Here is a 23,966-nt window from a genome sequence, read left to right on the forward strand (position 1 = left end):
GCGGAGGGAGCTCACATGCCTACCGGCAATCCCGAGGGGAAGAAGCAGCCGCCGGACGAGCAGCGGCTCGGACCGGTCCTCCGACGGCGGGGCCAGGTGACGGCCAGCACGACCGACCAGCGGCTGCTGGACGAGCGCGCCCCCACGGACTGGGTGCACACCGACCCCTGGCGGGTGCTGCGGATCCAGTCGGAGTTCATCGAGGGCTTCGGCACGCTCGCCGAACTCCCGCCCGCCATCAGCGTGTTCGGCTCGGCGCGGACCCCGGTGGACTCCGCGGAGTACGACGCGGGCGTGCGGCTCGGCCGGGGGCTGGTGGAGGCCGGCTGGGCGGTCATCACGGGCGGTGGCCCCGGGGCGATGGAGGCGGCCAACAAGGGGGCGTGCGAGGCGGGCGGCGTCTCGGTCGGCCTCGGAATCGAACTTCCCTTCGAGCAGGGGCTCAACCCCTACGTCGACATCGGTCTGAACTTCCGCTACTTCTTCGTCCGCAAGATGATGTTCGTGAAGTACGCGCAGGGGTTCGTGGTCCTTCCCGGCGGCCTCGGCACCCTCGACGAACTCTTCGAGGCCCTGACCCTGGTCCAGACCCAGAAGGTCACCCGCTTCCCGATCGTCCTGTTCGGCAGCGAGTACTGGGGCGGCCTGGTGGACTGGCTGAGGAACACCCTGGTGGTCCAGGGCAAGGCGTCGGAGAAGGACCTCCTCCTGTTCCACGTGACGGACGAGGTGGACGAGGCGGTGGCCCTGGTGTCCAAGGAGGCGGCCCGCTAGGCGCCCGCACGGGGGGCTGAGAGGAATGTCCGCCCACCTCAGCCCCCTGGTCGGTCAGGCCAGACCCCGGCGAGCCACGGCAGGGACCCGGTGGCCGGCGATGGACGCCACCATCTCCAGCACCTGACGGGTCTCGGCCACCTCGTGCACCCGGTACACCTGCGCCCCGAGCCACGCGGAAACGGCGGTCGTCGCCAGCGTGCCGATCAGCCGTTCCTTCACCGGCCGGTCCAGCGTCTCCCCGACGAAGTCCTTGTTGGACAGCGACACCAGCACCGGCCACCCCGTGGCCACCATCTCGTCCAGCCGCCGGGTCGCCTCCAGGCTGTGCCGCGTGTTCTTCCCGAAGTCGTGCCCGGGATCGATCAGCACCGACTCGCGCGGCACGCCGAGGGCGACCGCGCGCTCGGCCAGCCCCACGGTCACGTCCAGGATGTCGGCCATGACGTCGTCGTACGTCACCCGGTGCGGACGCGTCCGCGGCTGCACACCCCCGGCGTGCGTGCACACCAGCCCCACCCCGTACCGCGCCGCGACCTCCGCGAGCCCCGGGTCGACCCCGCCCCACGCGTCGTTCAGCAGGTCCGCGCCCGCCTCGCACACGGCCTCGCCGACCTCGGCCCGCCAGGTGTCCACGCTGATGATCACATCGGGGAACCGGCGCCGTACCTCCGCGACGAAACCGACCGTCCGGCGCGCCTCCTCCTCCGCCGTGACCTCTTCACCGGGCCCGGCCTTGACCCCGCCGATGTCGATGATCGCGGCGCCCTCGGCCACCGCCTGCTCCACACGCGCCAGGGCCGGCTCGTCGCGGAAGGTGGCTCCTCGGTCGTAGAAGGAATCCGGCGTCCGGTTCACGATCGCCATGATCACCGGCTCGTGCGGCCCGAATTCCCGCCTGCCCAGCCTGAGCATCCGCTGTGACCTCTCCTAGTACGTTCCGCAGTACGGCCGCCTGTGACCCTAACTGTCAGACTCGCATGGCACGATCGGACCCTGACAGATTCGGCTTCCGGCACAGCGTCCGGTAACGAGCGTGGGGACCCTAAGGCGATGGTGATGTTCTTGTTCCTGGTCGTCGCGCTGGCCGTCGTGGTCGCCGCGGTGACCCTGGCCGTGGTGGGCGGCGGGGAGAGTGCCCCGCTGCCCGAGGCGGCGCCGGAGCGGCTCCAGGACCCGCTGCCCGCGGACCGCCCGGTGAGCGGCGCGGACGTGGAGAGCCTGCGCTTCCCGCTCGCCCCGCGCGGCTACCGCATGGCCGACGTCGACGACGCGCTCGGCCGGCTCGCCGCGGAACTGGCGGAGCGGGACGCCCGGATCGCCGACCTGGAGTCGGCGCTGGCCGGTGCGAGAGCCGCCGCCGCGCACGTCCAGCACGCGCACCCGGACAAGAGCGAGGGCCCGGAGGAGCAGCGATGACCACCGGAGCAGCCATCCCCGGGCCGGACGGCGCCCTGCGCTGCCCGTGGGCCCTGTCCACCGTCGACTACGTGTCGTACCACGACGAGGAGTGGGGCCGCCCGGTCCACGGCGACGACGCCCTCTTCGAGCGGCTCAGCCTGGAGGCCTTCCAGTCGGGCCTGTCCTGGATCACGATCCTGCGCCGCCGCCCGGGTTTCCGCGCGGCCTTCGCCGGCTTCCGCATCGAGAAGGTCGCGGCCTTCACCGACACCGACCGCGACCGCCTGCTCACCGACCCGGGCATCATCCGCAACCGAGCGAAGATCGACGCCACCCTCGCCAACGCGCGCGTCCTCGCCGACTGGGCCGAGGGCGACCTGGACGAGCTGATCTGGTCCCACGCCCCCGACGCGGCCACCCGTCCGGCCCCCCGGACCCTGGCCGACGTCCCGGCGGTCACCCCGGAGTCCACGGCACTGTCGAAGGCGCTGAAGAAACGGGGCCTGAGATTCGTCGGCCCGACGACGGCGTACGCGCTGATGCAGGCGTGCGGCCTGGTCGACGACCACCTGGAGACGTGCGTGGCGAGAAGCGCCCCCTGAGGGGCGCGGGGCTGTGCCGATACGCGGCTCCGCCGCCTGCGCGCGAGGAACCCACCACAAGCCCGCGGCCCCCCACGGCGGGCTACCGCCCCAGGTACTTCGGCTTCTCCTTGTTCACGAACGCCTGCACGGCGATGGCGTGGTCCTCGGACTGCCCGGCCCGCGTCTGCAACTCGTCCTCCTTCTCCAGCGTCTCCTCGAGCGAGTGCGTCAGCCCGAAGGCCACCGCCTCCTTGATCGCCGCATACGCCACCGTCGGCCCCGAGGCCAGCGCCCGAGCGACCTTCTCGCCCTCGGCGCGCAGCCCGGCGGAGGGCACGACCCGGTTGGCGATCCCCAGCTCCAACGCGTCCTGCGCGCTGATGCTGCGCGGGAAGAGCAGCAGGTCGGCGGCGCGGCTCGGGCCGATCACCCGGGGCAGCGTCCAGGAGATCCCTGAGTCGGCGGTCAGGGCCACCCCGGCGAACGAGGTGTTGAAGGAGGCGCTGTCGGCCACCAGCCGGTAGTCCGCGGCGAGCGCGAAGCCGAACCCGGCCCCGGCCGCCACACCGTTCACCGCCGCGACCACCGGCTTCGGCGCCCCGGCCAGCGCCCGCACGATCGGGTTGTAGTGCTCCCTGACGGTGCTCATCGTCTGCCCGGACCCGGTCTCCCGGTCACTGGCCAGCAGCCCGATGTGCTCCTTGAGGTCCTGGCCCACGCAGAACGCCCGGTCCCCGGCGGCGGTCAGCAGGATCGCCCGTACGGCCGTGTCGCCGGCCGCCGATTCCGCCGCCTCCCGGAGGGCGACCTTGGTCGCGATGTTCAGCGCGTTCATCGCCTCGGGGCGGTTCAGCGTGATCGTCGCGAGTCCGTCGCTCACCTCGTAGAGCACGGTGTCGGCCATGGCGCATCCCCTCCGGTTCGCGGCTGGTGACGTACCGCTCAGTACGTCCATGTCTGAGGACAGCATGGCGGAGATCGCCGCCCAAGGGCCGGACCGGACGTGTGACCTGCGTCAAAGAAAACCGGAGCGGAAAAGGTCGGCGGATCTTCGTGCGGTGGCGCAGTATCGCAGCCACATCGCCGAATTGGGTGGTTTTGCTCGCGCGCGTTGCCCAAGCGATGCCGACTGATGTTGGTCATCGGGTCCTGCGATGCGGGATAATGGCTTGGAAGCAATGTGTTCGATGCCGGTGTCGCGTGTCCGTTTCGGATGGCGGGTGCCCCCGTGGGGCCGTCGGCAGACGATGAGCTGGTTTCAGGAAGGGGAACGAGCATGGCGGCCATGAAGCCGCGGACGGGTGATGGCCCGCTCGAGGTGACCAAGGAGGGGCGGGGCATCGTCATGCGCGTTCCGCTCGAAGGCGGCGGTCGACTCGTCGTCGAGCTGACCCCTGACGAGGCCGAGGCGCTCGGCGACGCCCTCAAGAAGGTCGTCGTCTGACGTCCCAGCGATCAGTCCTTCCGGCTGCCCCGGCATCGCAAGCGGTGCCGGGGCAGCCGCGTTCAGCCGCCCTCACCTGCGGGTTCAGCGCTTGACGGCGCACAGCAGGCCGTCGCCCACCGGCAGCAGCGAGGGGACCAGCTCCTGGCTCTCGCGCACGGTGCGCAGCAGCTCGCGCAGCCGCAGCACCTCGGTCGGCTGCGGCCCGGAATCGACCGTACGACCGTTGGCGAACACGCCCTCGAAGACCACCAGGCCGCCCGGCCGCAGCAGACGCAACGATTCAGCGAGGTAGTCCGGGTACTCCAGCCGGTCCCCGTCGCAGAAGACGAGGTCGTAGCCGGCGTCCGCCAGACGCGGCAGCACGTCCAGCGCGCGGCCGGGGATGAACCGGGCCCGGTTGCTGGCGAAGCCGCAGACGCGGAAGGCCTGCCGGGCGAACTGCTGGTGCTCCGGCTCCGGATCCACCGTGGTGAGCACCCCGTCCGGCCGCATCCCGTGCAGCAGATGAATGCCGGACACCCCGCAGCCCGTGCCGATCTCCGCGACCGCCTTCGCGTCCACGGAGGCGGCGAGCAGTCGCAGCGCGGCGCCCGTGCTGGGCGACACCGAGCGCAGCCCTGCCTCGCGGGCCCGGTCGCGGGCCCAGCGCAGCGCTTCGTCCTCGGCGACAAAGGCGTCGGCGAACGCCCAGCTCGTCTGCCGGTTGCCGGTAATGACCCTCTCCTGTCCCCGTGGTTGCCTGGGCGTGACTGTATCCGTTGGCGTCGGGAACCCGCAGATGGGACCGGGCGTTTATAGGGATGAGCCGGTGGCCGGGGACGCGACGGGGGGCGAGAGGTGGAGCAGGACGCCGAGCAACTGCTGACGCAGGCGCATGAGCCGTATCAGCGTGTATCAAATTCTCGTAAAACCGCTTATCCGGAGCTAACGGGCGAGGTGGCTATGGTAGGGGCTCCACTGGACACCACCAGAGCCGACAGGGGAGGTGCGGCTGCGCCCGGGGATCGGGGCGGAGTGCTGCGGCGCTTCCTCGGGTCGGCGGGCAGGCCGAAATCCGTGACCGACACCGCTGCCGACAGCCACGCCGCCGGTCTCGCCGCAGGCGAGACCCAGACCGCGACCTTCGCCACCGACGCGGACGGGCAGGCGTGGACTCCGCCCGCGTGGGAGGAGATCGTCAGCACGCACAGCGGCCGGGTCTACCGACTCGCCTACCGCCTGACGGGCAACCAGCACGACGCCGAGGACCTCACGCAGGAGGTCTTCGTCCGCGTCTTCCGTTCCCTGTCGACGTACTCGCCGGGCACCTTCGAGGGCTGGCTGCACCGCATCACCACGAACCTCTTCCTGGACATGGTCCGGCGCAAGCAGCGCATCCGCTTCGACGCCCTCGGCGAGGACGCGGCCGAGCGCCTGGCCAGCCGCGAGCCCACCCCGCAGCAGCTGTTCAACGACGCGCACTTCGACGCCGACGTCCAGCAGGCCCTCGACACCCTCGCGCCCGAGTTCCGCGCCGCCGTCGTCCTGTGCGACATCGAAGGACTGTCGTACGAGGAGATCGCCGCGACCCTCGGCGTGAAGCTCGGCACGGTCCGCTCCCGCATCCACCGCGGCCGGTCCCAGCTCCGCAAGGCCCTCGCGCACCGCTCCCCGGAGGCCCGCGCGGCCGAGCGGCGCTCCTTCCTGACCCGTGTCCCCGCTCTGGGGGGAGGGGGCGCGACCGCGTGAGTGGATCTCGGCCGAAACCTGTCGAGGAGGCGCGCCTCGCAGAGCAGCACCTGGGAGACCGGCTCTCCGCCCTCGTGGACGGAGAGCTGGGTCATGAGACGCGTGAGCGCGTCCTCGCGCACCTGGCCACCTGCGCCCGGTGCAAGGCGGAGGCGGACGCCCAGCGCGCGCTGAAGAACGTGTTCGCGGAGGCGGCCCCGCCCCCGCCCTCGGCGAGCTTCCTGGCCCGCCTCCAGGGGCTTCCCGGGGGAGGTGACCTGGACGGCGGCGGCACGCCGTCGCCCGGGGGCGGATTCCTCGGCGGCGGCCCCGCCATCGGACCGTCCGACGCCTCCGACGCCTCCGGGCCGTTCGGAGTGAGACGCGGCGAGCGCCTCCCCTTCGGGTACGTCCCGGCTCGCGCCCCCGGCTTTCTGCCGGCCCGCGCGGACCGCGCCGCCACGCCCGAGGACCGCGGCTTCCGCATCCATCCCGTCGGCCGCCCGGACGACGGCCGCTCGGCCTCACGCGGACTGCGGTTCGCGTTCGCGGCCGCCGGTGCGGTGTCGTTGGCCGCGGTCGCCCTAGGCGGCGTGACCACCACCCTCCCCGGCGACCTGACCACGGACGCCCGCGGCGGCTCGGGCACCGGCAGCAATGTGATCCCGGCCCGCTCGGCCGGCACCGGCGCGGGCTCAGGCGCGGCCACGCCGGACAGTCAGCGCCGCCGCCCGGTGGGGCCGCTGCTCGCCCAGGGCGGTGCGCTGCTCGCCCCGGCCCCGGCCGCGCCGACGACCCTGTCCGCACCGCTGCTGCCCGGAGTGCCGCCCCCCGCCGCCGGGCAGGACCGGACCGGGCCGGTGCGCGCCGTGGCCGCGCCCATGCTGGCCGGTGTCGCCGCCGTCTCCCCACTGATACGCCCGCTCGACGAGACCGTGGCCCTGCCGCTCGCCGACTGGCCCTCGACCTCCGGAGTCGTCGGCTCCGGCCTGCTGTCCGCCCCCGTCCCCGACACCACCCCCGCTCCCTCCACTCCCTCGACTCCCTCAGCCTCTCCGGCTTCTCCGGCCGCTCCCGCCGTGCCCCACCGGTCGCGCTGACCGGCCACTGCGCCCCGGCCCGCGAACCTGGTTGAATCCTGTGAGACCGCCCCCGCGGCGACGACCCGGGGGCGGTGGACGACGTTCCATGGCCGCGGCAGCCCGCGGTCGCGGCCCAGCCGTGGGGAGAGCATGAACGAGGGGAACCGTGTTCCGCCGGTGGACGGACCGAAGGGGGCGGCGGGGGTGACACCGGCCGACCGGATCGAGCCCGTCGAGGGCGCCGTACCGGAAGCCACCGGGGCCGACGGCGACTTCGAACTGGCCAAGCCGACGCGGCTGCCTGCCGACGCGGACGGAGGGGAGATCCTCGGGGCGGACGCGGGCGGACACACCGGTCGAGACGTCCGGGGAGGTGCCGGAGGAGGAGGTACCTCGGAAGACGCCGTGGCGTCGACCGGGGAGACCGCCTGGGCTGCGCCCGCCGAGCGGCCCAGGCCGCTGCACGACCCCGACCCGTACAGCACCCCGCCGTACGGCGAACCCGGCCCCTGGGCACCCGCGCCGCCGGTGCAGCATCCGGCGGCGACCCCGGCGCACGGGACGGCCGTAGCCGCGCCGACGGCTCCGCCGATGGCCGTGCCCACGGCGCCCATGCGGGCAGCCACGGCCCCCGGAACGGCGCCCGCGCCCTCCGCGCCCGGACGTTCCACATCCGCGCCCCACGTACCCGCTCCGGCACCGGCACCGCCGGCCGCGCCCGTACCGGCACCGGCACCCACCGCCCCCGCACCTCCCGGCACCGCCCTTGGCAGCGCCCCCGGCACCGCCCCCGCCCCCGTCGACCCCACCCCACAGGTCGCCGACCCCTGGAGCCGCTACGACCCCTGGGCCGCCGGTTCCGCCAAGGAGCAGGTGCTCGCCCCGGGGCCGTTGCAGCAGACCGGTGCCAAGGTGCTGACGGAGGAGCAGCGCACCAAGCGCGGGAGGCGGCTGCTGTTCGTGTGGACCCTGGTCGTCGCCCTGCTCTCCGCGGGCGTCGGCGGAGCCGCCGGCGCCTATGTCCAGCGCGAGGGCCTCGGCGACGACGTACGGCTGCCGCAGGCCGGGAGCGTGCCGGCGGGCCGGGCGCCGGACAGCGTGGCCGGGATCGCCGCCCGCGCCCTGCCCAGCGTGGTCACGCTGCACGTCCGAGGGGCCGACCAGGCGGGCACCGGCACCGGCTTCGTACTCGACACCGAGGGGCACATCCTCACCAACAACCACGTGGTCGAGCCCGCCGGGACGGGCGGCGAGATATCCGTGACGTTCAGCAGCGGCGACACCGTCAAGGCCAAGGTCGTCGGCCGGGACAGCGGCTACGACCTCGCCGTGGTCCAGGTGCGCGGCGTCCACGGACTCACCCCGCTGCCCCTCGGCGACTCCGACGACGTCAAGGTCGGCGACCCGGTCGTCGCCATCGGCGCCCCCTTCGACCTCGCCAACACGGTCACCTCCGGGATCATCAGCGCCAAGGAACGGCCCATCACGGCCGGCGGGGAGAAGAGCGACGGCAGCGATGTGTCGTACGTCGACGCGCTCCAGACCGACGCCCCCATCAACCCGGGCAACTCCGGCGGTCCCCTGCTCGACTCGCGGGCGCAGGTCATCGGCATCAACTCCGCCATCCGCTCCGCCGACGGCGGTTCCGACTCCGACGGGGGCCAGGCCGGCTCCATCGGCCTCGGCTTCGCCATACCCGTCAACCAGGCCAAGCGCGTCGCCGAGGAACTGATCAACGACGGCCGCGCCACGCACCCCGTGATCGGCGTCACCCTCGACATGGGGTACGCCGGCGACGGCGCCCGTATCGACAGCAAGAGCGCGAGCGGCGGTCCCGCCGTCACCCGGGGCGGCCCCGGCGAGCGGGCCGGGCTCAGGGCGGGCGACGTCATCACCGAGGCCGGCGGTGAGCGCGTCCACAACGGTGAGGAGCTGATCGTCAAGATCCGCGCGCACCGGCCGGGGGACCGGCTGCGGCTGACGGTCGACCGCGACGGCACCGAGCGGGAGGTGTCACTCGTGCTGGGCGCGTCGGAGCAGGACTGACAGAAGTCTCACCTCGGGACGGTACCGGTCGGACAGGAACGCCGGGTACCGTTGAGCGACCGAGGACATCGCAAGGAGCGTCAGGTGTTCAATGACATAGGACCACTGGAGCTGGTGACGATCATCGTGCTCGCCGTGCTCGTCTTCGGTCCGGACAAGCTCCCGAAGGTCATCCAGGACGTGATGCGCACGATCCGGAAGATCCGCGAGTTCTCGGAGAGCGCGAAGGAGGACATCCGTAACGAACTGGGTCCCGAGTTCAAGGACTTCGAGTTCGAGGATCTCAACCCCAAGACGTTCATCCGCAAGCAGCTGGACAACGACGAGCTGGGGCTGAAGGAGATCCGCAACGGGTTCGATCTGAAGAAGGAGATGGCGGAGGTCACGGACGCGGTCCACAGCCGCGACGTTTCGCCCTCCTCGTCCTCTTCGTCGTCCTCTTCCTCGTCGCCCTCGTCGTCCTCCGGTGGGCGCGTCGACATGACCAAGAAGCCCGAGACGCCCGGGGACGACGAGCGCCCGCCCTTCGACGCGGACGCCACGTAAGCGCCCCCGCCGGCGCTTCTTCATACCGACACGCGCACGCGGGCGTACGCCGCTCACGTGACGCGTTTCATAGCGGGCACCCGTCGCACACGGCCGAACAGGCCGTTCGTGCGACCCACGCATCCAGCGCCTGCCCTGCCGCCTTCAGCGGTGTGGATATGCTGCCGAGTTGTTGTGCGGACCGGCCGCGTACGCCCGAAGGGGGGCGGGCCACCCCGGTCCGACGAGAGCGAGGAGGCGTCCGGGCAGATGGAGACGACGAGTCGGGTGGGCGCGCAGGTGCCGGCCGCGGAGGGCGGACAGCAACTCCCCTCCGCCCGGCGTACGGTCGACGGTTACCTGAGGGCGCCCTTCCCGTGGTACGGGCTCGACGAGGCGTTCACGGGGCCGCGCTGGCTGATGCAGGTCGGCACGGCCGCCGACGGCGCCGTGGAGCACGGTTCGATCGGGCACGGCGACGAGCCCTCGGTGCGGAGCGAGACCGGCTCCGCCGGGGAGCCGCGGGAGAAGTTCGCGGTCGTCGTCACCGTCGCCGCGCAGCCGTCCCGGCGGAGCGCCGACGGCACGGGGCTGCTGGAGGCGACGTCGGTGTCCTCGGCGGCGTGGCTGGCCGGGGTGGGGCTGCTGTCGTTCACCTGGCCCGGGCAGATGGACCACAGCCTGCGGGACGACTGGCTGGACCAGCAGACGGAGACGGCGTGGGCCCTGGCCGACGACCTCGACGGCCCGGAGTGGTCCAAGCTGTCCCTTCCGGTGGACGGCGTGGCGGCCTCGTTCCACTACCGCGAGTCCGAGTACGGCTGGGTACTGGCCGGCACCACGGAGACGGGCGTCCACCTGGGCGCGTACGGACGGGGGATGAGCGCGTACGGCCTCGGGTTCGCGGTGATCAAGGACGTCGCCGCGTACGCGTGAGGAGCGGGGCCCGGATGTGGTGGCCGCCCGGGCCCGGCCGGCCGTCGGTTCAATGTGTCAGGTTGGTGAAGATCGTTACGATGGCCGCGACCTGAGCCACGAGCCAGGTGATCCCTACGGACAAGCCGCGCAGCTGGTAGACGGACAGCAGCAGGGCGAAACCGCTGGGCCAGTACTGCCGTTCCTCCCGGAACGTCGCCAGGTCCATCCAGATGCTGGTGAGTGTCAGGACGACGAGAAGGAGTGCGGCGTACAGGAGGAGTTGGCGCGCGTCTGTGTCCATGACGTGGATGAGCAAAGCGGCCAGCACCGCGGGAAAGCCGTAGGCGGCGGTGAGGAGCCAGGCCCGCACCTGGCTACGGCGTCCGGGCAGCAGACGCCACAGTGCCCCGAGCGTGAAACCGGCGACCGTCCATGCCATCTGGTAGAGGACCAGGTCCGCGACGAACTCCGGAAGGCCGATGGGGGAGGACAGGATCTGCTGCCGCCCATACGGATCCTGTGCCTCGTAGTAGAGAAGCAGCGCGGTGGCCGGCGCTCCGAACCAGAAGGCCAGCCGCCCCGCGCGAACCGCATTGGACCACCAGCGTCCCTCCGGTCCCCAGGCAAGGGCGATGTCCAGCACCGAAATGTGCTGCGGTGGGGCTCCTTCGCATGCGGTTACCAGCCACTGACGCAGTTGGCGCAGTTTTTCCTCCAACTGCTCGCAGGTCACCCCGTTGGCACGCCCGCGATCCAACAAGTGCATCTGATGGTTCAGATTACGGTACTGGTGGGCTTTCTCCAGCAATTTGCTCTGGTCCTGCTCGGTGCCTAGCCTCACTGCGCAGAAGCGCTTCCCCATCCGGTTCAGCACGGACCACCGACGCCCCAGGGCGAGAACGGCGTAGAGGGCGACGATGTTCAACCCCAGCCAGATGCCGTACAGGGCGCTGGCGCCTGCGAACTTGGCGGCCCGAATGCCGACGAAGAAGGCGAACAAGGAGACGGTCAGCAGGCGGTCCGGCTTGCTCGGCCCCAGGGAGAATCGCTCGTGCCTACGGCGGCCATGTGCTCGGGGCGGTCTGTTGCGAAAGCGCAGCAGGGACAGCAGGGCAACCCCTGTCAATACCCAACTGTAGGCGAAAATCCATCTCAGGTCGGTGTAGAAGAAATTCTCCAGCGTATTACTCAGGGATGCGTTGTAAGCAGAAGGGTCTTTTTGCTCGACGAGCCAGTTGACGCGCTCCCACCGTCGTTTGTTCATCCACCAGGCGCAGGTGAGCAGTGCCGAGGCGACGGCGAGCAGCAGGCTTCCGACGATGGCCACGCATGGGAGCGGGGCCTCGTCCCACTGCTTGGTCCAGCGCTCGCGGAGCAATCCTCCTTCGCGCGCGAAGCGCCAGCCCCAGGCAACCATGGCGGTCAACCACAGCCACACAGTCATCAGTCCCAGCAGGGAAAGCCCGGTGCGACTGAGGCCGGTCGTCATCCTCGGCCTCAGATTCTCCGGTAGCCCGAAGGCATTGTGGGCCAGGATCACCAGCAGGCCGATGCCCGCGGCCGCACACGCGGTCACCATGACAGCGCATGCCTGCCGGCGTCGGATGCCTCCGGGCCGGGCCGGTTCATCCGGTGCGGCGCCAGGTGAGGTGCGTGACGTGCTCAGGATCCAGGGGCGGGCGGCGAAGATCAGGATCAGGCCCGCAGGGATGCAGAGAAGGGCGTTCGACCGGGGGGAAAGATCCTGCTGCGGGAGGATCAGGAGAAGTGCCAAGGCGACCCCCGCGCTGAGCCCGGCCCACTCCAGCAGCATGCGCGTGGGGCTCACCTCGTGCTCGGCGTCGGCTTTCGCGACGTCCGCCGTCGATCGCTGAGCCGTCTCCCCCTCCGCGGGTTGCCGTGCCGTCTCGCGCGCAGCGGCTGTTTCGGCGCGCTTGGCACGAATTGCGGCCCAGGCGATCAGGGCCGAGGCGCAAACCCACCATGAGGCGATGCCCGCGGTGATCCAGAGTGACTGACTGAATCTCACCGGCACCCAGCGCTGCCAGGGCGGATCGACCTCCACCTGTACTTCTTCGGGCAGCTTGTTCCTCCACACCAGGCCGTTACCGGTGGAGGACGACGCCCGTTCCGCGAGGTCGTTGAAATTGAGGCCACCTAGATCGGCCTCGATCTCCTGCCACCGGATGGTCTGAAGCGTCGGCGGCCACAGATAGACCATCCATGTCCTCCCGGTGGGGATGATCTCCCAAGGGCCCACGAGGACGGGGTTTTCCGAGGTGATCCAGTTCTGTGCGGCGTAGTGCACCTTGACCGAGGTATCGGTGGCGGTCACCTCGGGGTCATGTGGGCGCCATTCGTTCCGTGCACCGGGGGCCTCGTCCCCGAGCAGCAGGCATCGCATCGCCTGGCGGTACTGCTGAGACTTCTCACCGAATGTCAGATGTCTGGCGAGTGGCCACTGTCTCGGCACCCACACCGTCATGTCGGAGGTGATCCAGGGAGTTGAGCGCTTGTGATGCTCCAACCGCAATGTGGCCTTGACCGTACTTCCCTTGAGGCCGTCCGACAGACAGTCAGTACCGGCATCCCGCTGTCGTGCCTGAGCCGGACCGCATCCCCATACACATGCCACCAGCACCAGGAGTGGCAGCAGCCGCCACCACCGAGTCATCGCCATAGGACCGACACCTCTCCACGTCCCCGGCGAATGTAGACAAAGCGTTGTACATGCCATGCTCGGACACACGGCGGATCGCTGACACGCACCTGCTTGGGGGTGCCAGCGGCATTTGCGGGGGCGGGTTCGGCGTCCGACAATGGGAGTTGGTGACCGTCAGTCGATTGACGGAGGACCCATGACCGACACCGAAACGGGCGTCCCGCGGAATCCGCTTCCCCCATTCGAGGAAGCCGAAGGACTGGGGCCCCAGGACGCCGAGTTCGTCCGGGATGTGGTGGCGGTGCTGGCCAAGCACGGGAATCTCAACCGTTTCGGCCTCTGCCTGTTGCACGACCACTTCCCGGTCCGCGCCGGCGAAGTGCTGGTGGAGACGAACGACCCCGTGGCTCGCACGCTGCACGCCCACGTCGAGAAGGCGGACAGGACCCAGCACGCCAAGGCATCGCAATGGCGGTTCGTGCCGCATGCAGGCCGCGAGCCGGGCGCGGGGCCCGAGGGCGGCTCCTGTCAGGAGATCATGCTGTGCACCACGCTCGATCTCTGCCCGGGGCGCGCGGACGACCGCGACGATCGTTGAGCGCGGCGGGTACGACGAAGGGGCGCCGTCCGTGAAGACGGCGCCCCTTCGTCGTGGCAGACCTAGAACTTGTTCTTCGGCGTGATCCCCAGCGACAACCCCGACAACCCCCGCTGCCGCCCCCCCAGCTTCCCGGCGATCGCGCGTAGCGCGGAGCCCGCCGGGGAGTCCGGGTCGGTCAGGACCACCGGCTTGCCCTCGTCGCCGCCCTCGCGGAGGCGGACGTCGATCGGGATGTTGCCGAGAACCGGGACCGTCGCACCCGTGGTGCGGGTGAGGCCGTCGGCGACCAGCTGGCCGCCGCCCGTGCCGAAGACGTCGACCATCTCGCCGCAGTGCGGGCAGGGCAGGCCGGACATGTTCTCGACCACGCCGACGATCTTCTGGTGGGTCTGTACGGCGATGGAACCGGCGCGCTCGGCCACCTCGGCCGCCGCCTGCTGCGGGGTCGTCACGACCAGGATCTCGGCGTTCGGGATCAGCTGGGCCACGGAGATCGCGATGTCACCGGTGCCGGGCGGGAGGTCCAGGAGCAGGACGTCCAGGTCGCCCCAGTAGACGTCGGCCAGGAACTGCTGGAGGGCGCGGTGCAGCATCGGGCCGCGCCAGACGACCGGTGCGTTGCCCGGGGTGAACATGCCGATGGAGATGACCTTCACGCCGTTCGCGGACGGCGGCATGATCATGTTCTCGACCTGGGTGGGCCGGCCGTCGGCGCCCAGCATGCGCGGCACGCTGTGGCCGTAGATGTCGGCGTCGACGACACCGACCTTCAGGCCGTCGGCGGCCATCGACGCCGCCAGGTTCACGGTCACCGAGGACTTGCCGACGCCGCCCTTGCCGGACGCGACCGCGTAGACCCGGGTGAGGTTGCCCGGCTTGGCGAAGGGGATCTCGCGCTCGGCCTGGCCGCCGCGCAGGGCCGTCGCCAGCTCCTTGCGCTGCTCGTCGCTCATCACGTCCAGGGTGACGTCGACGCGGGTCACGCCCTCGACCCGGGAGACCGCCTCCGTGACGCGCTGCGTGATGGTGTCGCGCATCGGGCAGCCGGACACCGTCAGATACACGGTGACCGCGACCGCTCCGTCCGCGCCGATCTCCACCGATTTGACCATCCCGAGTTCGGTGATCGGGCGGTTGATCTCGGGGTCGTTCACCGTCGCCAGTGCCTCGCGCACCGCGTCTTCCGTAGCCATAAGGACGATGGTACGGCGCGCCGAGGGGCGTCCGGGATGCCCCTCAGCGGTCTTCTGTGTCACGTCCCGGCGGGCGTTCCGCCCGTTCCGCCGGGAATACGACGTGACCTGGGTGTCCGTCGTGGCGGCGGCGCTCCTCCAGTTCCTTGACCACGTCCTGGAGCTCCGAGCGGATCCAGTCGCGGGTGGCCACCTCGCCCAGGCCCGTGCGCAGGGCGGCGATCTCCCGGGTCAGGTACTCGGTGTCGGCGATGGACCGCTCGTTCTGCTTGCGGTCCTGCTCCAGGTTGACGCGGTCGCGGTCGTCCTGCCTGTTCTGCGCGAGCAGGATCAGCGGGGCCGCGTAGGACGCCTGAAGGGACAGCATCAGGGTCAGGAAGATGAACGGGTACTCGTCGAAGCGCAGATGGCGGGGCGCGGCGACGTTCCACACCACCCACACGATGATGACGACCGTCATCCAGACGATGAAGCGCCCGGTGCCCAGGAACCGGGCGATCTTCTCCGACAGCCGGCCGAAGGCCTCCGGGTCCCACTCGGGCAGAATCCGGCGGCGCGGCGCGCGCGGCTGGTCCAGCCGGGCCCGGGGCCGGCCGGCGGCCGTGGCGCCCGCCGGATGGCGCTCGCGGGTCGCGGTCTCGCGCTCAGGAGCCATGCGTGGCCGCCCCCTCTCCTTGATCGAGCCCCTCTTCGAGGTGGAACTCCGTCTCCCGCCAGTCCTCGGGCAGCATGTGGTCCAGTACGTCGTCCACGGTCACCGCGCCGAGCAGCGACCCGGACTCGTCCACCACGGGCGCCGCCACCATGTCGTACGTGGCGAAGAACCCGGCGATGACGTGCAGGCCGGCGTCCGGGGACAGCGTTTGCAGATCGTCGTCCACGAGCGAGCTGACCAGGGTGTACGGCGGGTCGCGCAGCAGCCGCTGGAAGTGGACGGTGCCCAGGTACTTGCCGGTCGGGGTCTCGTCGGGCGGGCGGCAGACGTAGACCTGGGCGGCGAGGGCGGGGGACAGGTCCGGGTTGCGGACCCGGGCGAGCGCGTCGGCGACGGTGGCGTCGGGCCGCAGCACGATCGGTTCCGTCGTCATCAGACCGCCGGCCGTGTGCTCCTCGTACGACATCAGGCGGCGCATGTCGGCCGCGTCGGACGGCTGCATCAGGCTCAGCAGCCGCTCCTTGTCCTCCTCGGGCAGTTCCGAGAGCAGGTCGGCCGCGTCGTCCGGGTCCATCGCCTCCAGGACGTCCGCCGCGCGCTCCTCCTTCAGCTTGCCGAGGATCTCGATCTGGTCGTCCTCCGGCAGCTCTTCGAGCACGTCGGCGAGCCGGTCGTCGTCCAGGGCGGCGGCGACCTCGGCCCGCCGTTTCGGGGAGAGATGGTGCAGGACGTTGGCGAGGTCGGCGGGGCGCAGCTGCTCGAAGGTGGCGAGCAGGCTCTCGGCGCCCTGCCCGTGCTCCTCCAGGGAGAACCCGGTGACGGCCGACCACTCGGCGGTCAGCGTCTCGCCCTTCGCCCGCCGGAAGGCGCCGCCCTTGCGGCCCTTGCGCAGGAAGACGCGGTCGACCTCCCAGTCCCGGCGGGCGGGCAGCTGCTGCACGGAGACGTCGAGGACGGTGACCTCCTCGCCGGTCTCCACCAGCGTCACGCGCCGGTCCAGCAGCTCGCCGAAGACCAGCCGCTCGGTGGGCCGCTGCTCGAAGCGGCGGACGTTGACCACGCCGGTGGTGATGACCTGGCCGGACTCGATGCCGGTGACCCGGGTCATGGGCAGGAAGATACGGCGCCGGGTGGACAGCTCGACGACCAGCCCGAGGACGCGCGGGGGCCGTCGCCCGACGCGCAGCATGACGACCAGATCGCGTACGCGACCCACCTGGTCGCCGGTCGGATCGAAGACGGGAACCCCGGCGAGGTGCGAGACGAAGATCCGGGGGGCGCCGGCTGCCATGGCTCTGCTTCCTTTGCCTGGGAATCGCTGGGAATGTGCCTGGGAGTCGCTGAGGACTGCTGTGGGTGGAATTTGCTCGGATTTGCCCGCGCGGGTGCGCTTCAGGCTAGCCCGTACCGCTCGGATACGCCCTGGTGGGGGGTCCGGACGGACTGGCTCCGCCGGGCGGGCGGGGCACCGGTACGCTGCGGTACGCCGCTCAGGAACCGTCAGAAAGGCGACCTCACCTGTGACTGCGATGCCCCGGAGCCGTACCCGCCGGACCGCGTTGCTGACCGCGACCTGCGCACTGGCCGTGACGGGAGCGATGGCGCTGTCGGGGTGCGGCGGCGACGATCCGGACGCGGGCACCAACGGGGTGGGCAAGCTGCCCGCCGCGAAGATCCAGGCGAAGACGCGGGCGGCCGCCGAGGCGGCGTCGGCCGTGCGGCTGGCCGGGACGGTGGTCACCAGTGGCCGTACGTACCAGCTGGACATGCGGCTCAAGGACGCCGGCGGGACCGGGTCGGTGACCTCGCAGGGGGCGACCTTCAAGCTACTGCGGGTCGGCGAGGAGCTGTATCTCAAGGCCGACGCGGACTTCTGGAACCACGCCGACGGCAGCGACGGCGCCACGGGCAAGCTGGACGGCAAGTACGTGAAGGTGCCGCAGGCAGATCCCTCGTACAAGAAGTTCAGCGGTTTCACGGACAAGGACGTCCTCCTCGACGGTCTGCTGACGCTGCACGGCACGTTGGCGACGGACGGCCACCACACCGACGGGGCGGGTACCCGCACGATCCGCATCACCGGCGACAAGGGCTCCGGCGGCACGCTGGACGTGTCGCTCCAGGGCACGCCCTATCCCCTGCGCCTGGTCCGCGCCGGCGACGCGGGCACGCTCCGCTTCTCCGACTGGGGCAAGAACTTCACCGTCGAGGAACCGGCCAAGTCGGAAACGGTGGACTACGGCAGACAGCTGCCGACGTCGTAGGCGGCCGTCCGGCCGGGGTGGTCCGGCACCGCCGGACCCGCCGCGGGGGCTGAGCCGTTGCGGCGGGACTCTCCCGGCGGCTTCCGTTCCAGGCCGCTGTTCCCTTGCCCGCCGCTACGGCGATCAGCCACGACGGCGGTGATCGGCGGTGCCGGACCCCGCTCAGCCCCTCGGCGCTTGTTTCTTCTTCCCGCGCTTCATCAGGAGCTTCGGCAGGCCCGCCGGTACCGGTCCGCGGGTGGTCGCCACAGTCGCCACCGGGCGTTCCGCGAGGTTGTCGGCCGGCAGCGGTGCCACCGAGCCCGTCGGCACCAGGCGGAGCACCCGGCACTCGCGGGCCCAGCGGGCCGGCATCCGCTCGCCGTCGGGGGCGTTCAGTCGCTTGCCCTTGAGTTCGGCGACGGCCGCCTCCCACTCCGGCGAGCCGGACGGCAGCTCGGACACGGTCGCCGCGAACGTCACCAGCCGGCCGCCCTTGTCCTTGCTGCGCACGCTCACCTCGGCGGAGCCCCCGTCGGTCAGCCCCTCCAGGGGCTGCTCACCGGGCCCGTCACCGACCACGCACACCGAGCCCTCGTGCCACACATGCCACAGCGCACGCGCGGCCGGGGCCCCGGCGCCCCTGACCCAGATCAGGCCGGACTTCTTCGCGGCCTCCTCGATGAGGGCCCGGTCGAGCAGCTCGCTTGTCATGCGCCCCAGCCTAACCAGGCCGTGCCGGCCCGCTCACAACCAGCCGTTGCGCTTCAGCGTGCGGTGGATGCCCAGACACAGCGCGGCCGTGATGCCCATGATCACCGGGTAGCCGTACTTCCAGTGCAGCTCCGGCATGTACTGGAAGTTCATGCCGTACACCCCGCACACCATCGTCGGTACGGCGATGATGGCCGCCCATGCGGTGATCTTGCGCATGTCCTCGTTCTGCGCGACGGAGGCCTGCGCGAGGTTGGCCTGGAGGATGGAGTTGAGCAGTTCGTCGAAGCCGAGCACCTGCTCCTGGACCCGGGCGAGGTGGTCGGCGACGTCCCGGAAGTACTTCTGGATGTCCGGGTCGATCAGCCGCATCGGCCGCTCGCTCAGCAGCTGCATGGGCCGCAGCAGCGGCGCCACCGCCCGCTTGAACTCCAGTACCTCACGCTTGAGTTGGTAGATCCGAGCCGAGTCCACACCGCGCGAGACCCCGCCCCGGCGGCCGGGCGAGAAGACCTCGGTCTCCACCTCGTCGATGTCGTCCTGCACCGCGTCGGCGACCGCGATGTAGCCGTCCACGACATGGTCGGCGATGGCGTGCAGCACGGCCGAGGGGCCCTTGGCGAGCAGCTCCGGGTCGTCCTGGAGGCGGTGCCGCAGGGCGCGCAGCGAACCCTGGCCGCCGTGCCGGACGGTGATGAAGAAGTCCCGGCCGGTGAAGCACATCACCTCGCCGGTCTCCACGACCTCGCTGTTGGCGGTGAGCCGGTCGTGCTCGACGTAGTGGATGGTCTTGAAGACGGTGAACAGCGAGTCGTCGTACCGCTCCAGCTTGGGCCGCTGGTGCGCCTGGACCGCGTCCTCGACGGCCAGCGGGTGGAGTCCGAACTCGCTCGCGATACCGGCGAATTCGGCCTCGGTCGGCTCGTGCAGCCCGATCCAGACGAAGCCGCCGTCGCGGCGCACCAGCCGCATGGCCTCGTGCGGGCTGAGCGGCGCCGGGCTCTGCACACGGGCGCCGTCGCGGTAGACGGCGCAGTCGACGACGGCGGAGGGCGTGCCGGGGGCGCGCGTGGTGTCGTACGACGTGCTCGTGTCCTTGCGCAGCGAGACACGGGACGACGGGCGGACCACGGCGCGCAGGTCGCGGATCATCGACATGGGCAGGCTCCTTCGCGGGCGGGCAGCGAGGGCACGCGGCGACGGGTGGAACTACCCGGAATGGGGACGTCCTGTGTGCGTGTGTTTGGCACGTCCACAAAGCGGGGAGCACCGCACCGTCACGGTGGCGACTTCGCTGCTGACGCAGAACTGATTCAGGTCAGACAGATCAGGCAAAGCGAAACGAAGTGCTCTTCCGAACGACGAAGCGCAAGGGAAGGCGGCGGCCAGCCGGTAACTACATCAGCAGCCGGAAGAGCGAGTGGTACTGCACGGTCGACTTCGATCCATGACAGCCCCACCTCCTCCGGCCGGTCCCTCGTAAGGGAGTCTCATCGGCGTCGGGACCCGATAGCACGCTTCGGCGTGCTGGCCCCGAACCACCGGCTCAGAGTACCAGCCGCCCGTACTGTCAAGGCGCCGCTTTGCCCGCTGCTGACGAGTTCTATGCTCAGCGCATGGCTGATGTTCTTCCTCTGGTCGAGGCCCGGTTGACCACCGCGCTGGGCGAACCGGACGCCCGCGCCGCGGTCACCTTCCTCGGCGCGGACCGCGTCGAGGTGCTCCGCTTCCAGGAGGGGGACGTCGTCCGGTACGCCACCCTCGGCATGTCCCAGCACCCCATGACGGACCCCACGGCGACGCTCGCCGACCCGGTCAAGGGCCCCCGCGCCGAACTCGTCCTGTCCGTCCGCGCGGGCCTCGCCGACACCGACAAGGTGCTCCGCCCGCTCGCCGTGCTGGCCGCGACTCCGCAGGTCGAGGGCCTGGTGGTGACCCCGGGTGCCTCGCTCGACGTGGGCGAGCCGCTGTGGCCCGGCGCCCCCTTCACCTCGGTGCTGGTGGGCGAGCCCGGCGGGCTGGTGGAGGACCTGGAACTGGACGCCCCGATGGACCCCGTACGGTTCCTGCCGCTGCTGCCGATGACCCCGAACGAGGCCGCCTGGAAGCGGGTGCACGGCGCCCAGGCCCTCCAGGAGCGCTGGCTCGCGAACGGGACGGACCTGAGGGACCCCGCCCGCCGGTCCGTCCCGCTGGACTGACACCACGCCGGCCGCGAGTGACCGATGTCACCAACACAAGGCGGGATTCGGTCAGTTGGTGAAGACGCCGACGCCGTCCTCGGTGGCGTGCTTCGGCTCCAGCTCCTCCGCCTCGTGCACGAGGGCCCTGCGTCGTACGGCGACCACGAGCGCGCCCAGCACCGCCGTGACGGCCGCGACCACGAACGGGATGTGGATGTCGGTCCACTCCTCGATCTTCGGCGCGAAGTAGGGCGCCGCGGCGGCGGCGAACCACCGGACGAAGTTGTAGCCCGCGCTCGCCACCGGGCGCGGGGCGTCCGACACCCCGAGGGCCAGCTCGGTGTAGACGGTGTTGTTCACGCCGATGAAGGCACCGGACAGGATCGTGCAGACGACGGCCGTCGTGTGACTGCCGTAGCCGAGCACGAGCACATCCGCCGCGAGCAGCACCAGCGAGCCGCCGAGCACCTTCAGCGAGCCGAACCGGGCCTGCATGCGCGGGGCGACGATCACCGAGAAGACGGCGAGCAGCACACCCCAGGCGAAGAAGACCGCGCCCGAGCGGTACGGCGTCATGTTCAGCACGAACGGCGTGAAGGCCAGCACGGTGAAGAACGTGTAGTTGTAGAAGAACGCCGAGACCGCCGCCGAGGCCAGGCCGCCGTGGCCGAGCGCCTTGAGCGGGTCGAGGACGGAGGTCTTCCGGGCCGGCTTCGGCTGCTCCTTCAGGAACGCCGTGATGCACAGGAAGCCGATCGCCATCAGCGTGGCCGTGCCGAAGAAGGGGTAGCGCCAGCTGACGTTGCCGAGGACCGCGCCGAGCAGCGGGCCGCAGGCCATGCCGAGGCCGAGCGCGGACTCGTACAGCAGGATCGCCGCCGCGCTGCCGCCGGCCGCCGCGCCGACGATGACGGCGAGGGCGGTGGAGACGAAGAGCGCGTTGCCGAGCCCCCAGCCGGCCCGGAACCCGACGAGCTGACCGACCGAGCCGGAGGTGCCGGCCAGGCCCGCGAAGACGACCACGAAGGCGAGACCGAGCAGCAGGGTCTTGCGGCCGCCGATGCGGCTGGAGACGAAGCCGGTCAGCAGCATCGCGACGGCGGTGATCAGGAAGTACGAGGTGAAGAGCAGGGACACCTGGCTGGCGGTGGCGTGCAGGCCCTGCGCGATCGACGGCAGGATCGGGTCGACGAGGCCGATGCCCATGAAGGCGACGACGGATGCGCCGGCCGTGGCCCAGACCGCCTTGGGCTGTCGCAGGAGGCCGCCGGCTCCCGCGTCGAAGGGGTCCATGTGCTTCTCCCGTCCTCACGAGATAGTTGGGTTATGCACATAGTAAGTTAGCTCGGCTAATTAATGCAAGATGCATCCATCCTGGCCGGCGGGGCAGGGGGACGGCTCTTCCGTCCGGACGGGTGATCGTCCTTGACGTGGGCGGGCAGGGGTAGGACCGTGGAGCCCTATGAGGGGCGAACCCAGTTGCCCGAGGTGCGGTGGCCGGGTCAGGGCTCCCGGACTCTTCGCCGATGCGTGGCAGTGCGATGTGCACGGCACGGTGTATCCGTTGCAGCCCGTGATCCCGCCCAGCGTCGAGGCGCTCAACGTCGTGGTGCACCGCACGCAGGTGCCGGTGTGGATGCCGTGGCCGCTGCCGGTCGGCTGGCTGTTCACGGGTGTGACGTACGCCGGTGACGACCGCAGTGGCGGCCGGGCGACCGCGGTGGCCTGTTCGGGCCCCGGACCCCTCGGCGGCCCCGGTGAGCTGATCCTGATCGCCGAGGAGCTGGGCGTCGGCCTCGGCGCGCACTACGCCGGCATCGACGGCCCGGACCCGGGGTCGTACATGAACGTGGAGAAGCCGCCGGAGGCCAAGGTGCTGGCCGCGGGCCGCCCCACCCCGCTCTGGCACGTCTACCGCACCCCCGACGACCGTGCCGTCTTCGCCGGCGAGGCGCTCGGGATGTGGCTGTGGGCGGTGATGTGGCCCGAGCAGTCCGGTCTGCTCATGTACGACGAGCTGGTGCTGACCGACTTGCGGGACGCGGGCGCGGAGTTGGACCTGGTGCCCTGCGGAGCGTTGTCGCCGCGCTTGCTTCGGCCGTGACGCCCACTGGGGTGCCGGGTGCGCTCCGTGGGCGGCTGCGGGTGCGTTGTGGCTTGTCGCGCAGTTCCCCGCGCCCCTGGGGCGTTGCAGTAGGGGGCGCCAAGTGGTTTCGGGTGTGACAGGCGGGGTGGAAAACACCGCTATCCTTAGGTGTCCCCTTGCTTCCGTCGTCGCCCTGGAGTTGTCGTGCGCATTGATCTGCACTGTCACTCCACCGCTTCCGACGGTACGGACACACCCGCTGAGCTGGTGCGGAACGCTGCCGCTGCCGGGCTGGACGTCGTCGCGCTGACCGATCACGACACCACGCGGGGGTACGGCGAGGCCATCGGTGCGTTGCCCGAGGGGCTGACGCTGGTCACCGGGGCCGAGTTGTCCTGCCGGGTCGACGGCGTCTCGATGCACATGTTGGCCTACCTGTTCGACCCCGAGGAGCCGGCTCTGCTCGCGGAGCGTGAGCTGGTCCGGGACGACCGGGTGCCGCGGGCCAAGGGGATGGTCGCCAAGCTGAACGCGCTGGGCGTGCCGGTCACCTGGGAGCGGGTCGAGCGGATCGCCGCCGGTGGCTCGGTGGGGCGCCCGCATGTCGCCTCGGCGCTGGTCGAGCTGGGTGTCGTGCCGACGGTGAGCGACGCGTTCACCGAGGAGTGGCTGGCCGACGGCGGGCGCGCCTTCGTGGAGAAGCACGAGACCGACCCCTTCGAGGCGATCCGGCTGGTCAAGGCCGCGGGCGGGGTCTGCGTGTTCGCGCACCCGGCCGCCGCCAAGCGTGGTCGTACCGTGCCGGAGTTCCGGATCGCGGAGATGGCCGAGGCCGGTCTGGACGGCATCGAGGTCGACCACATGGACCACGACCCCGACGCCCGGGACCGCCTGCGGGGCCTCGCGAAGGAGCTGGGGCTGCTGGTCACCGGCTCCTCGGACTACCACGGCAGCCGCAAGACCGTGGCGCTGGGCGCCTACACCACCGACCCCGAGGTGTACGGGGAGATCACCCGGCGGGCGACGGGCGCGTTCCCCGTGCCGGGCACCGGCGGAGCCTGAGGCCCCGAGGGGCCGACCCGCCGTACCGCCTCACACCTGCGGTTTCGCACCGCCTCACGCCCGTGGTTCCTCTTCCTGCAAGG

25 protein-coding genes are annotated in these 23,966 nt (G+C 71.0%); 15 read left to right on the forward strand and 10 right to left on the reverse strand.

Features of this window, described 5'->3' with window-relative positions; genetic code table 11:
• Positions 1-15 precede the first annotated feature (15 nt).
• Positions 16-774 carry an LOG family protein gene (locus ACZ4WH_RS34345; RefSeq protein ID WP_468188206.1) on the forward strand — a complete coding sequence of 253 codons (759 nt, stop codon included), beginning with the start codon at positions 16-18 and terminating at the stop codon, positions 772-774.
• A gap of 54 nt (positions 775-828) precedes the next feature.
• Here ACZ4WH_RS34345 and folP read toward each other — a convergent pair whose 3' ends face one another.
• The gene (gene folP, locus ACZ4WH_RS34350; protein WP_468188208.1) at positions 829-1,689 is read right to left on the reverse strand and encodes a dihydropteroate synthase; all 861 of its coding nucleotides are present in this window, start codon (positions 1,687-1,689) and stop codon (positions 829-831) included.
• Positions 1,690-1,827: 138 nt separating this feature from the next.
• On the opposite strand from folP, the gene ACZ4WH_RS34355 reads away from it, so the two are divergent.
• Together ACZ4WH_RS34355 and ACZ4WH_RS34360 are read left to right on the forward strand one after the other, a co-directional pair.
• Entirely contained in the window at positions 1,828-2,193 is a 366-nt protein-coding gene (locus ACZ4WH_RS34355) for a DivIVA domain-containing protein (RefSeq protein WP_468188210.1), read from the forward strand.
• Entirely contained in the window at positions 2,190-2,777 is a 588-nt protein-coding gene (locus ACZ4WH_RS34360; RefSeq protein WP_468188211.1) for a DNA-3-methyladenine glycosylase I, read from the forward strand. Before ACZ4WH_RS34355 ends, ACZ4WH_RS34360 begins: the two co-directional genes overlap by 4 nt.
• Before the next feature lie 82 nt (positions 2,778-2,859).
• Here ACZ4WH_RS34360 and chcB read toward each other — a convergent pair whose 3' ends face one another.
• Complete coding sequence (chcB, locus tag ACZ4WH_RS34365) at positions 2,860-3,663, reverse strand: 2-cyclohexenylcarbonyl CoA isomerase (protein WP_468188213.1); 804 nt, start codon at positions 3,661-3,663, stop codon at positions 2,860-2,862.
• Between the two features lie 49 nt (positions 3,664-3,712).
• On the opposite strand from chcB, the gene ACZ4WH_RS34370 reads away from it, so the two are divergent.
• Together ACZ4WH_RS34370 and ACZ4WH_RS34375 are read left to right on the forward strand one after the other, a co-directional pair.
• Positions 3,713-3,892: a hypothetical protein gene (locus ACZ4WH_RS34370; RefSeq protein WP_468188215.1), complete on the forward strand. Its 180-nt coding sequence runs from the start codon at positions 3,713-3,715 to the stop codon at positions 3,890-3,892.
• 143 nt (positions 3,893-4,035) lie between these two features.
• Positions 4,036-4,203 carry a DUF3117 domain-containing protein gene (locus ACZ4WH_RS34375; protein ID WP_018544333.1) on the forward strand — a complete coding sequence of 56 codons (168 nt, stop codon included), beginning with the start codon at positions 4,036-4,038 and terminating at the stop codon, positions 4,201-4,203.
• Between the two features lie 84 nt (positions 4,204-4,287).
• Here the strand turns inward: ACZ4WH_RS34375 and ACZ4WH_RS34380 are convergent, their stop codons facing one another.
• Complete coding sequence (locus ACZ4WH_RS34380; protein ID WP_078611812.1) at positions 4,288-4,986, reverse strand: O-methyltransferase; 699 nt, start codon at positions 4,984-4,986, stop codon at positions 4,288-4,290.
• A 234-nt stretch (positions 4,987-5,220) separates the two neighbouring features.
• Between ACZ4WH_RS34380 and sigE the strand changes: the two genes are divergently transcribed.
• The 5 genes from sigE to ACZ4WH_RS34405 all read left to right on the forward strand — a co-directional run bounded on the left by sigE (position 5,221) and on the right by ACZ4WH_RS34405 (position 10,502).
• Positions 5,221-5,934: an RNA polymerase sigma factor SigE gene (sigE, locus tag ACZ4WH_RS34385; protein WP_468188217.1), complete on the forward strand. Its 714-nt coding sequence runs from the start codon at positions 5,221-5,223 to the stop codon at positions 5,932-5,934.
• Positions 5,931-7,013 carry a zf-HC2 domain-containing protein gene (locus tag ACZ4WH_RS34390; protein WP_468188219.1) on the forward strand — a complete coding sequence of 361 codons (1,083 nt, stop codon included), beginning with the start codon at positions 5,931-5,933 and terminating at the stop codon, positions 7,011-7,013. The genes sigE and ACZ4WH_RS34390 overlap by 4 nt, the downstream gene beginning before the upstream one ends.
• Positions 7,014-7,145: 132 nt before the next feature.
• Positions 7,146-9,041 (forward strand): S1C family serine protease, encoded by a 1,896-nt coding sequence (locus tag ACZ4WH_RS34395; protein WP_468188221.1) that lies wholly within the window; start codon positions 7,146-7,148, stop codon positions 9,039-9,041.
• A gap of 84 nt (positions 9,042-9,125) precedes the next feature.
• A complete protein-coding gene (locus tag ACZ4WH_RS34400) occupies positions 9,126-9,587 on the forward strand; it encodes a sec-independent translocase (protein WP_468188223.1) in 462 nt (153 codons plus the stop codon).
• A gap of 249 nt (positions 9,588-9,836) precedes the next feature.
• Entirely contained in the window at positions 9,837-10,502 is a 666-nt protein-coding gene (locus tag ACZ4WH_RS34405) for a hypothetical protein (RefSeq protein WP_468188225.1), read from the forward strand.
• Between the two features lie 49 nt (positions 10,503-10,551).
• On the opposite strand, the gene ACZ4WH_RS34410 is transcribed toward ACZ4WH_RS34405, so the two are convergent.
• Complete coding sequence (locus ACZ4WH_RS34410; RefSeq protein WP_468188227.1) at positions 10,552-13,221, reverse strand: DUF6185 family protein; 2,670 nt, start codon at positions 13,219-13,221, stop codon at positions 10,552-10,554.
• A gap of 121 nt (positions 13,222-13,342) precedes the next feature.
• Here ACZ4WH_RS34410 and ACZ4WH_RS34415 point away from each other — a divergent pair, with 121 nt between their 5' ends.
• Complete coding sequence (locus ACZ4WH_RS34415; protein ID WP_468188229.1) at positions 13,343-13,744, forward strand: hypothetical protein; 402 nt, start codon at positions 13,343-13,345, stop codon at positions 13,742-13,744.
• A 62-nt stretch (positions 13,745-13,806) separates the two neighbouring features.
• Here the strand turns inward: ACZ4WH_RS34415 and ACZ4WH_RS34420 are convergent, their stop codons facing one another.
• The 3 genes from ACZ4WH_RS34420 to ACZ4WH_RS34430 are packed head-to-tail and all read right to left on the reverse strand — an operon-like array spanning position 13,807 to position 16,886.
• The gene (locus ACZ4WH_RS34420; protein ID WP_468188231.1) at positions 13,807-14,940 is read right to left on the reverse strand and encodes an Mrp/NBP35 family ATP-binding protein; all 1,134 of its coding nucleotides are present in this window, start codon (positions 14,938-14,940) and stop codon (positions 13,807-13,809) included.
• A gap of 43 nt (positions 14,941-14,983) precedes the next feature.
• On the reverse strand, positions 14,984-15,595 hold the full coding sequence (locus ACZ4WH_RS34425; RefSeq protein ID WP_468188233.1) for a DUF1003 domain-containing protein: 612 nt from the start codon (positions 15,593-15,595) through the stop codon (positions 14,984-14,986).
• A complete protein-coding gene (locus ACZ4WH_RS34430) occupies positions 15,585-16,886 on the reverse strand; it encodes a magnesium transporter MgtE N-terminal domain-containing protein (RefSeq protein ID WP_468188235.1) in 1,302 nt (433 codons plus the stop codon). Before ACZ4WH_RS34430 ends, ACZ4WH_RS34425 begins: the two co-directional genes overlap by 11 nt.
• A 238-nt stretch (positions 16,887-17,124) precedes the next feature.
• Here ACZ4WH_RS34430 and ACZ4WH_RS34435 point away from each other — a divergent pair, with 238 nt between their 5' ends.
• Positions 17,125-17,859 (forward strand): hypothetical protein, encoded by a 735-nt coding sequence (locus ACZ4WH_RS34435; RefSeq protein ID WP_468188270.1) that lies wholly within the window; start codon positions 17,125-17,127, stop codon positions 17,857-17,859.
• A gap of 162 nt (positions 17,860-18,021) precedes the next feature.
• Here ACZ4WH_RS34435 and ACZ4WH_RS34440 read toward each other — a convergent pair whose 3' ends face one another.
• Both ACZ4WH_RS34440 and ACZ4WH_RS34445 read right to left on the reverse strand, forming a co-directional pair.
• A complete protein-coding gene (locus ACZ4WH_RS34440) occupies positions 18,022-18,552 on the reverse strand; it encodes a hypothetical protein (protein ID WP_468188237.1) in 531 nt (176 codons plus the stop codon).
• 33 nt (positions 18,553-18,585) lie between these two features.
• Complete coding sequence (locus ACZ4WH_RS34445) at positions 18,586-19,710, reverse strand: magnesium and cobalt transport protein CorA (protein WP_468188239.1); 1,125 nt, start codon at positions 19,708-19,710, stop codon at positions 18,586-18,588.
• A 458-nt stretch (positions 19,711-20,168) separates the two neighbouring features.
• Between ACZ4WH_RS34445 and ACZ4WH_RS34450 the strand changes: the two genes are divergently transcribed.
• Positions 20,169-20,753 carry a suppressor of fused domain protein gene (locus ACZ4WH_RS34450; RefSeq protein WP_468188241.1) on the forward strand — a complete coding sequence of 195 codons (585 nt, stop codon included), beginning with the start codon at positions 20,169-20,171 and terminating at the stop codon, positions 20,751-20,753.
• Between the two features lie 51 nt (positions 20,754-20,804).
• Here ACZ4WH_RS34450 and ACZ4WH_RS34455 read toward each other — a convergent pair whose 3' ends face one another.
• The gene (locus tag ACZ4WH_RS34455; RefSeq protein WP_468188243.1) at positions 20,805-22,028 is read right to left on the reverse strand and encodes an MFS transporter; all 1,224 of its coding nucleotides are present in this window, start codon (positions 22,026-22,028) and stop codon (positions 20,805-20,807) included.
• 169 nt (positions 22,029-22,197) lie between these two features.
• Here ACZ4WH_RS34455 and ACZ4WH_RS34460 point away from each other — a divergent pair, with 169 nt between their 5' ends.
• Both ACZ4WH_RS34460 and ACZ4WH_RS34465 read left to right on the forward strand, forming a co-directional pair.
• On the forward strand, positions 22,198-22,839 hold the full coding sequence (locus ACZ4WH_RS34460; protein ID WP_468188245.1) for a DUF6758 family protein: 642 nt from the start codon (positions 22,198-22,200) through the stop codon (positions 22,837-22,839).
• A gap of 186 nt (positions 22,840-23,025) precedes the next feature.
• Positions 23,026-23,883, forward strand: coding sequence for a PHP domain-containing protein (locus ACZ4WH_RS34465; RefSeq protein ID WP_468188247.1), 858 nt, complete (start codon positions 23,026-23,028; stop codon positions 23,881-23,883).
• Positions 23,884-23,966 lie beyond the last annotated feature (83 nt).

It is taken from the genome of Streptomyces sp. NPDC029138, from assembly GCF_055564375.1.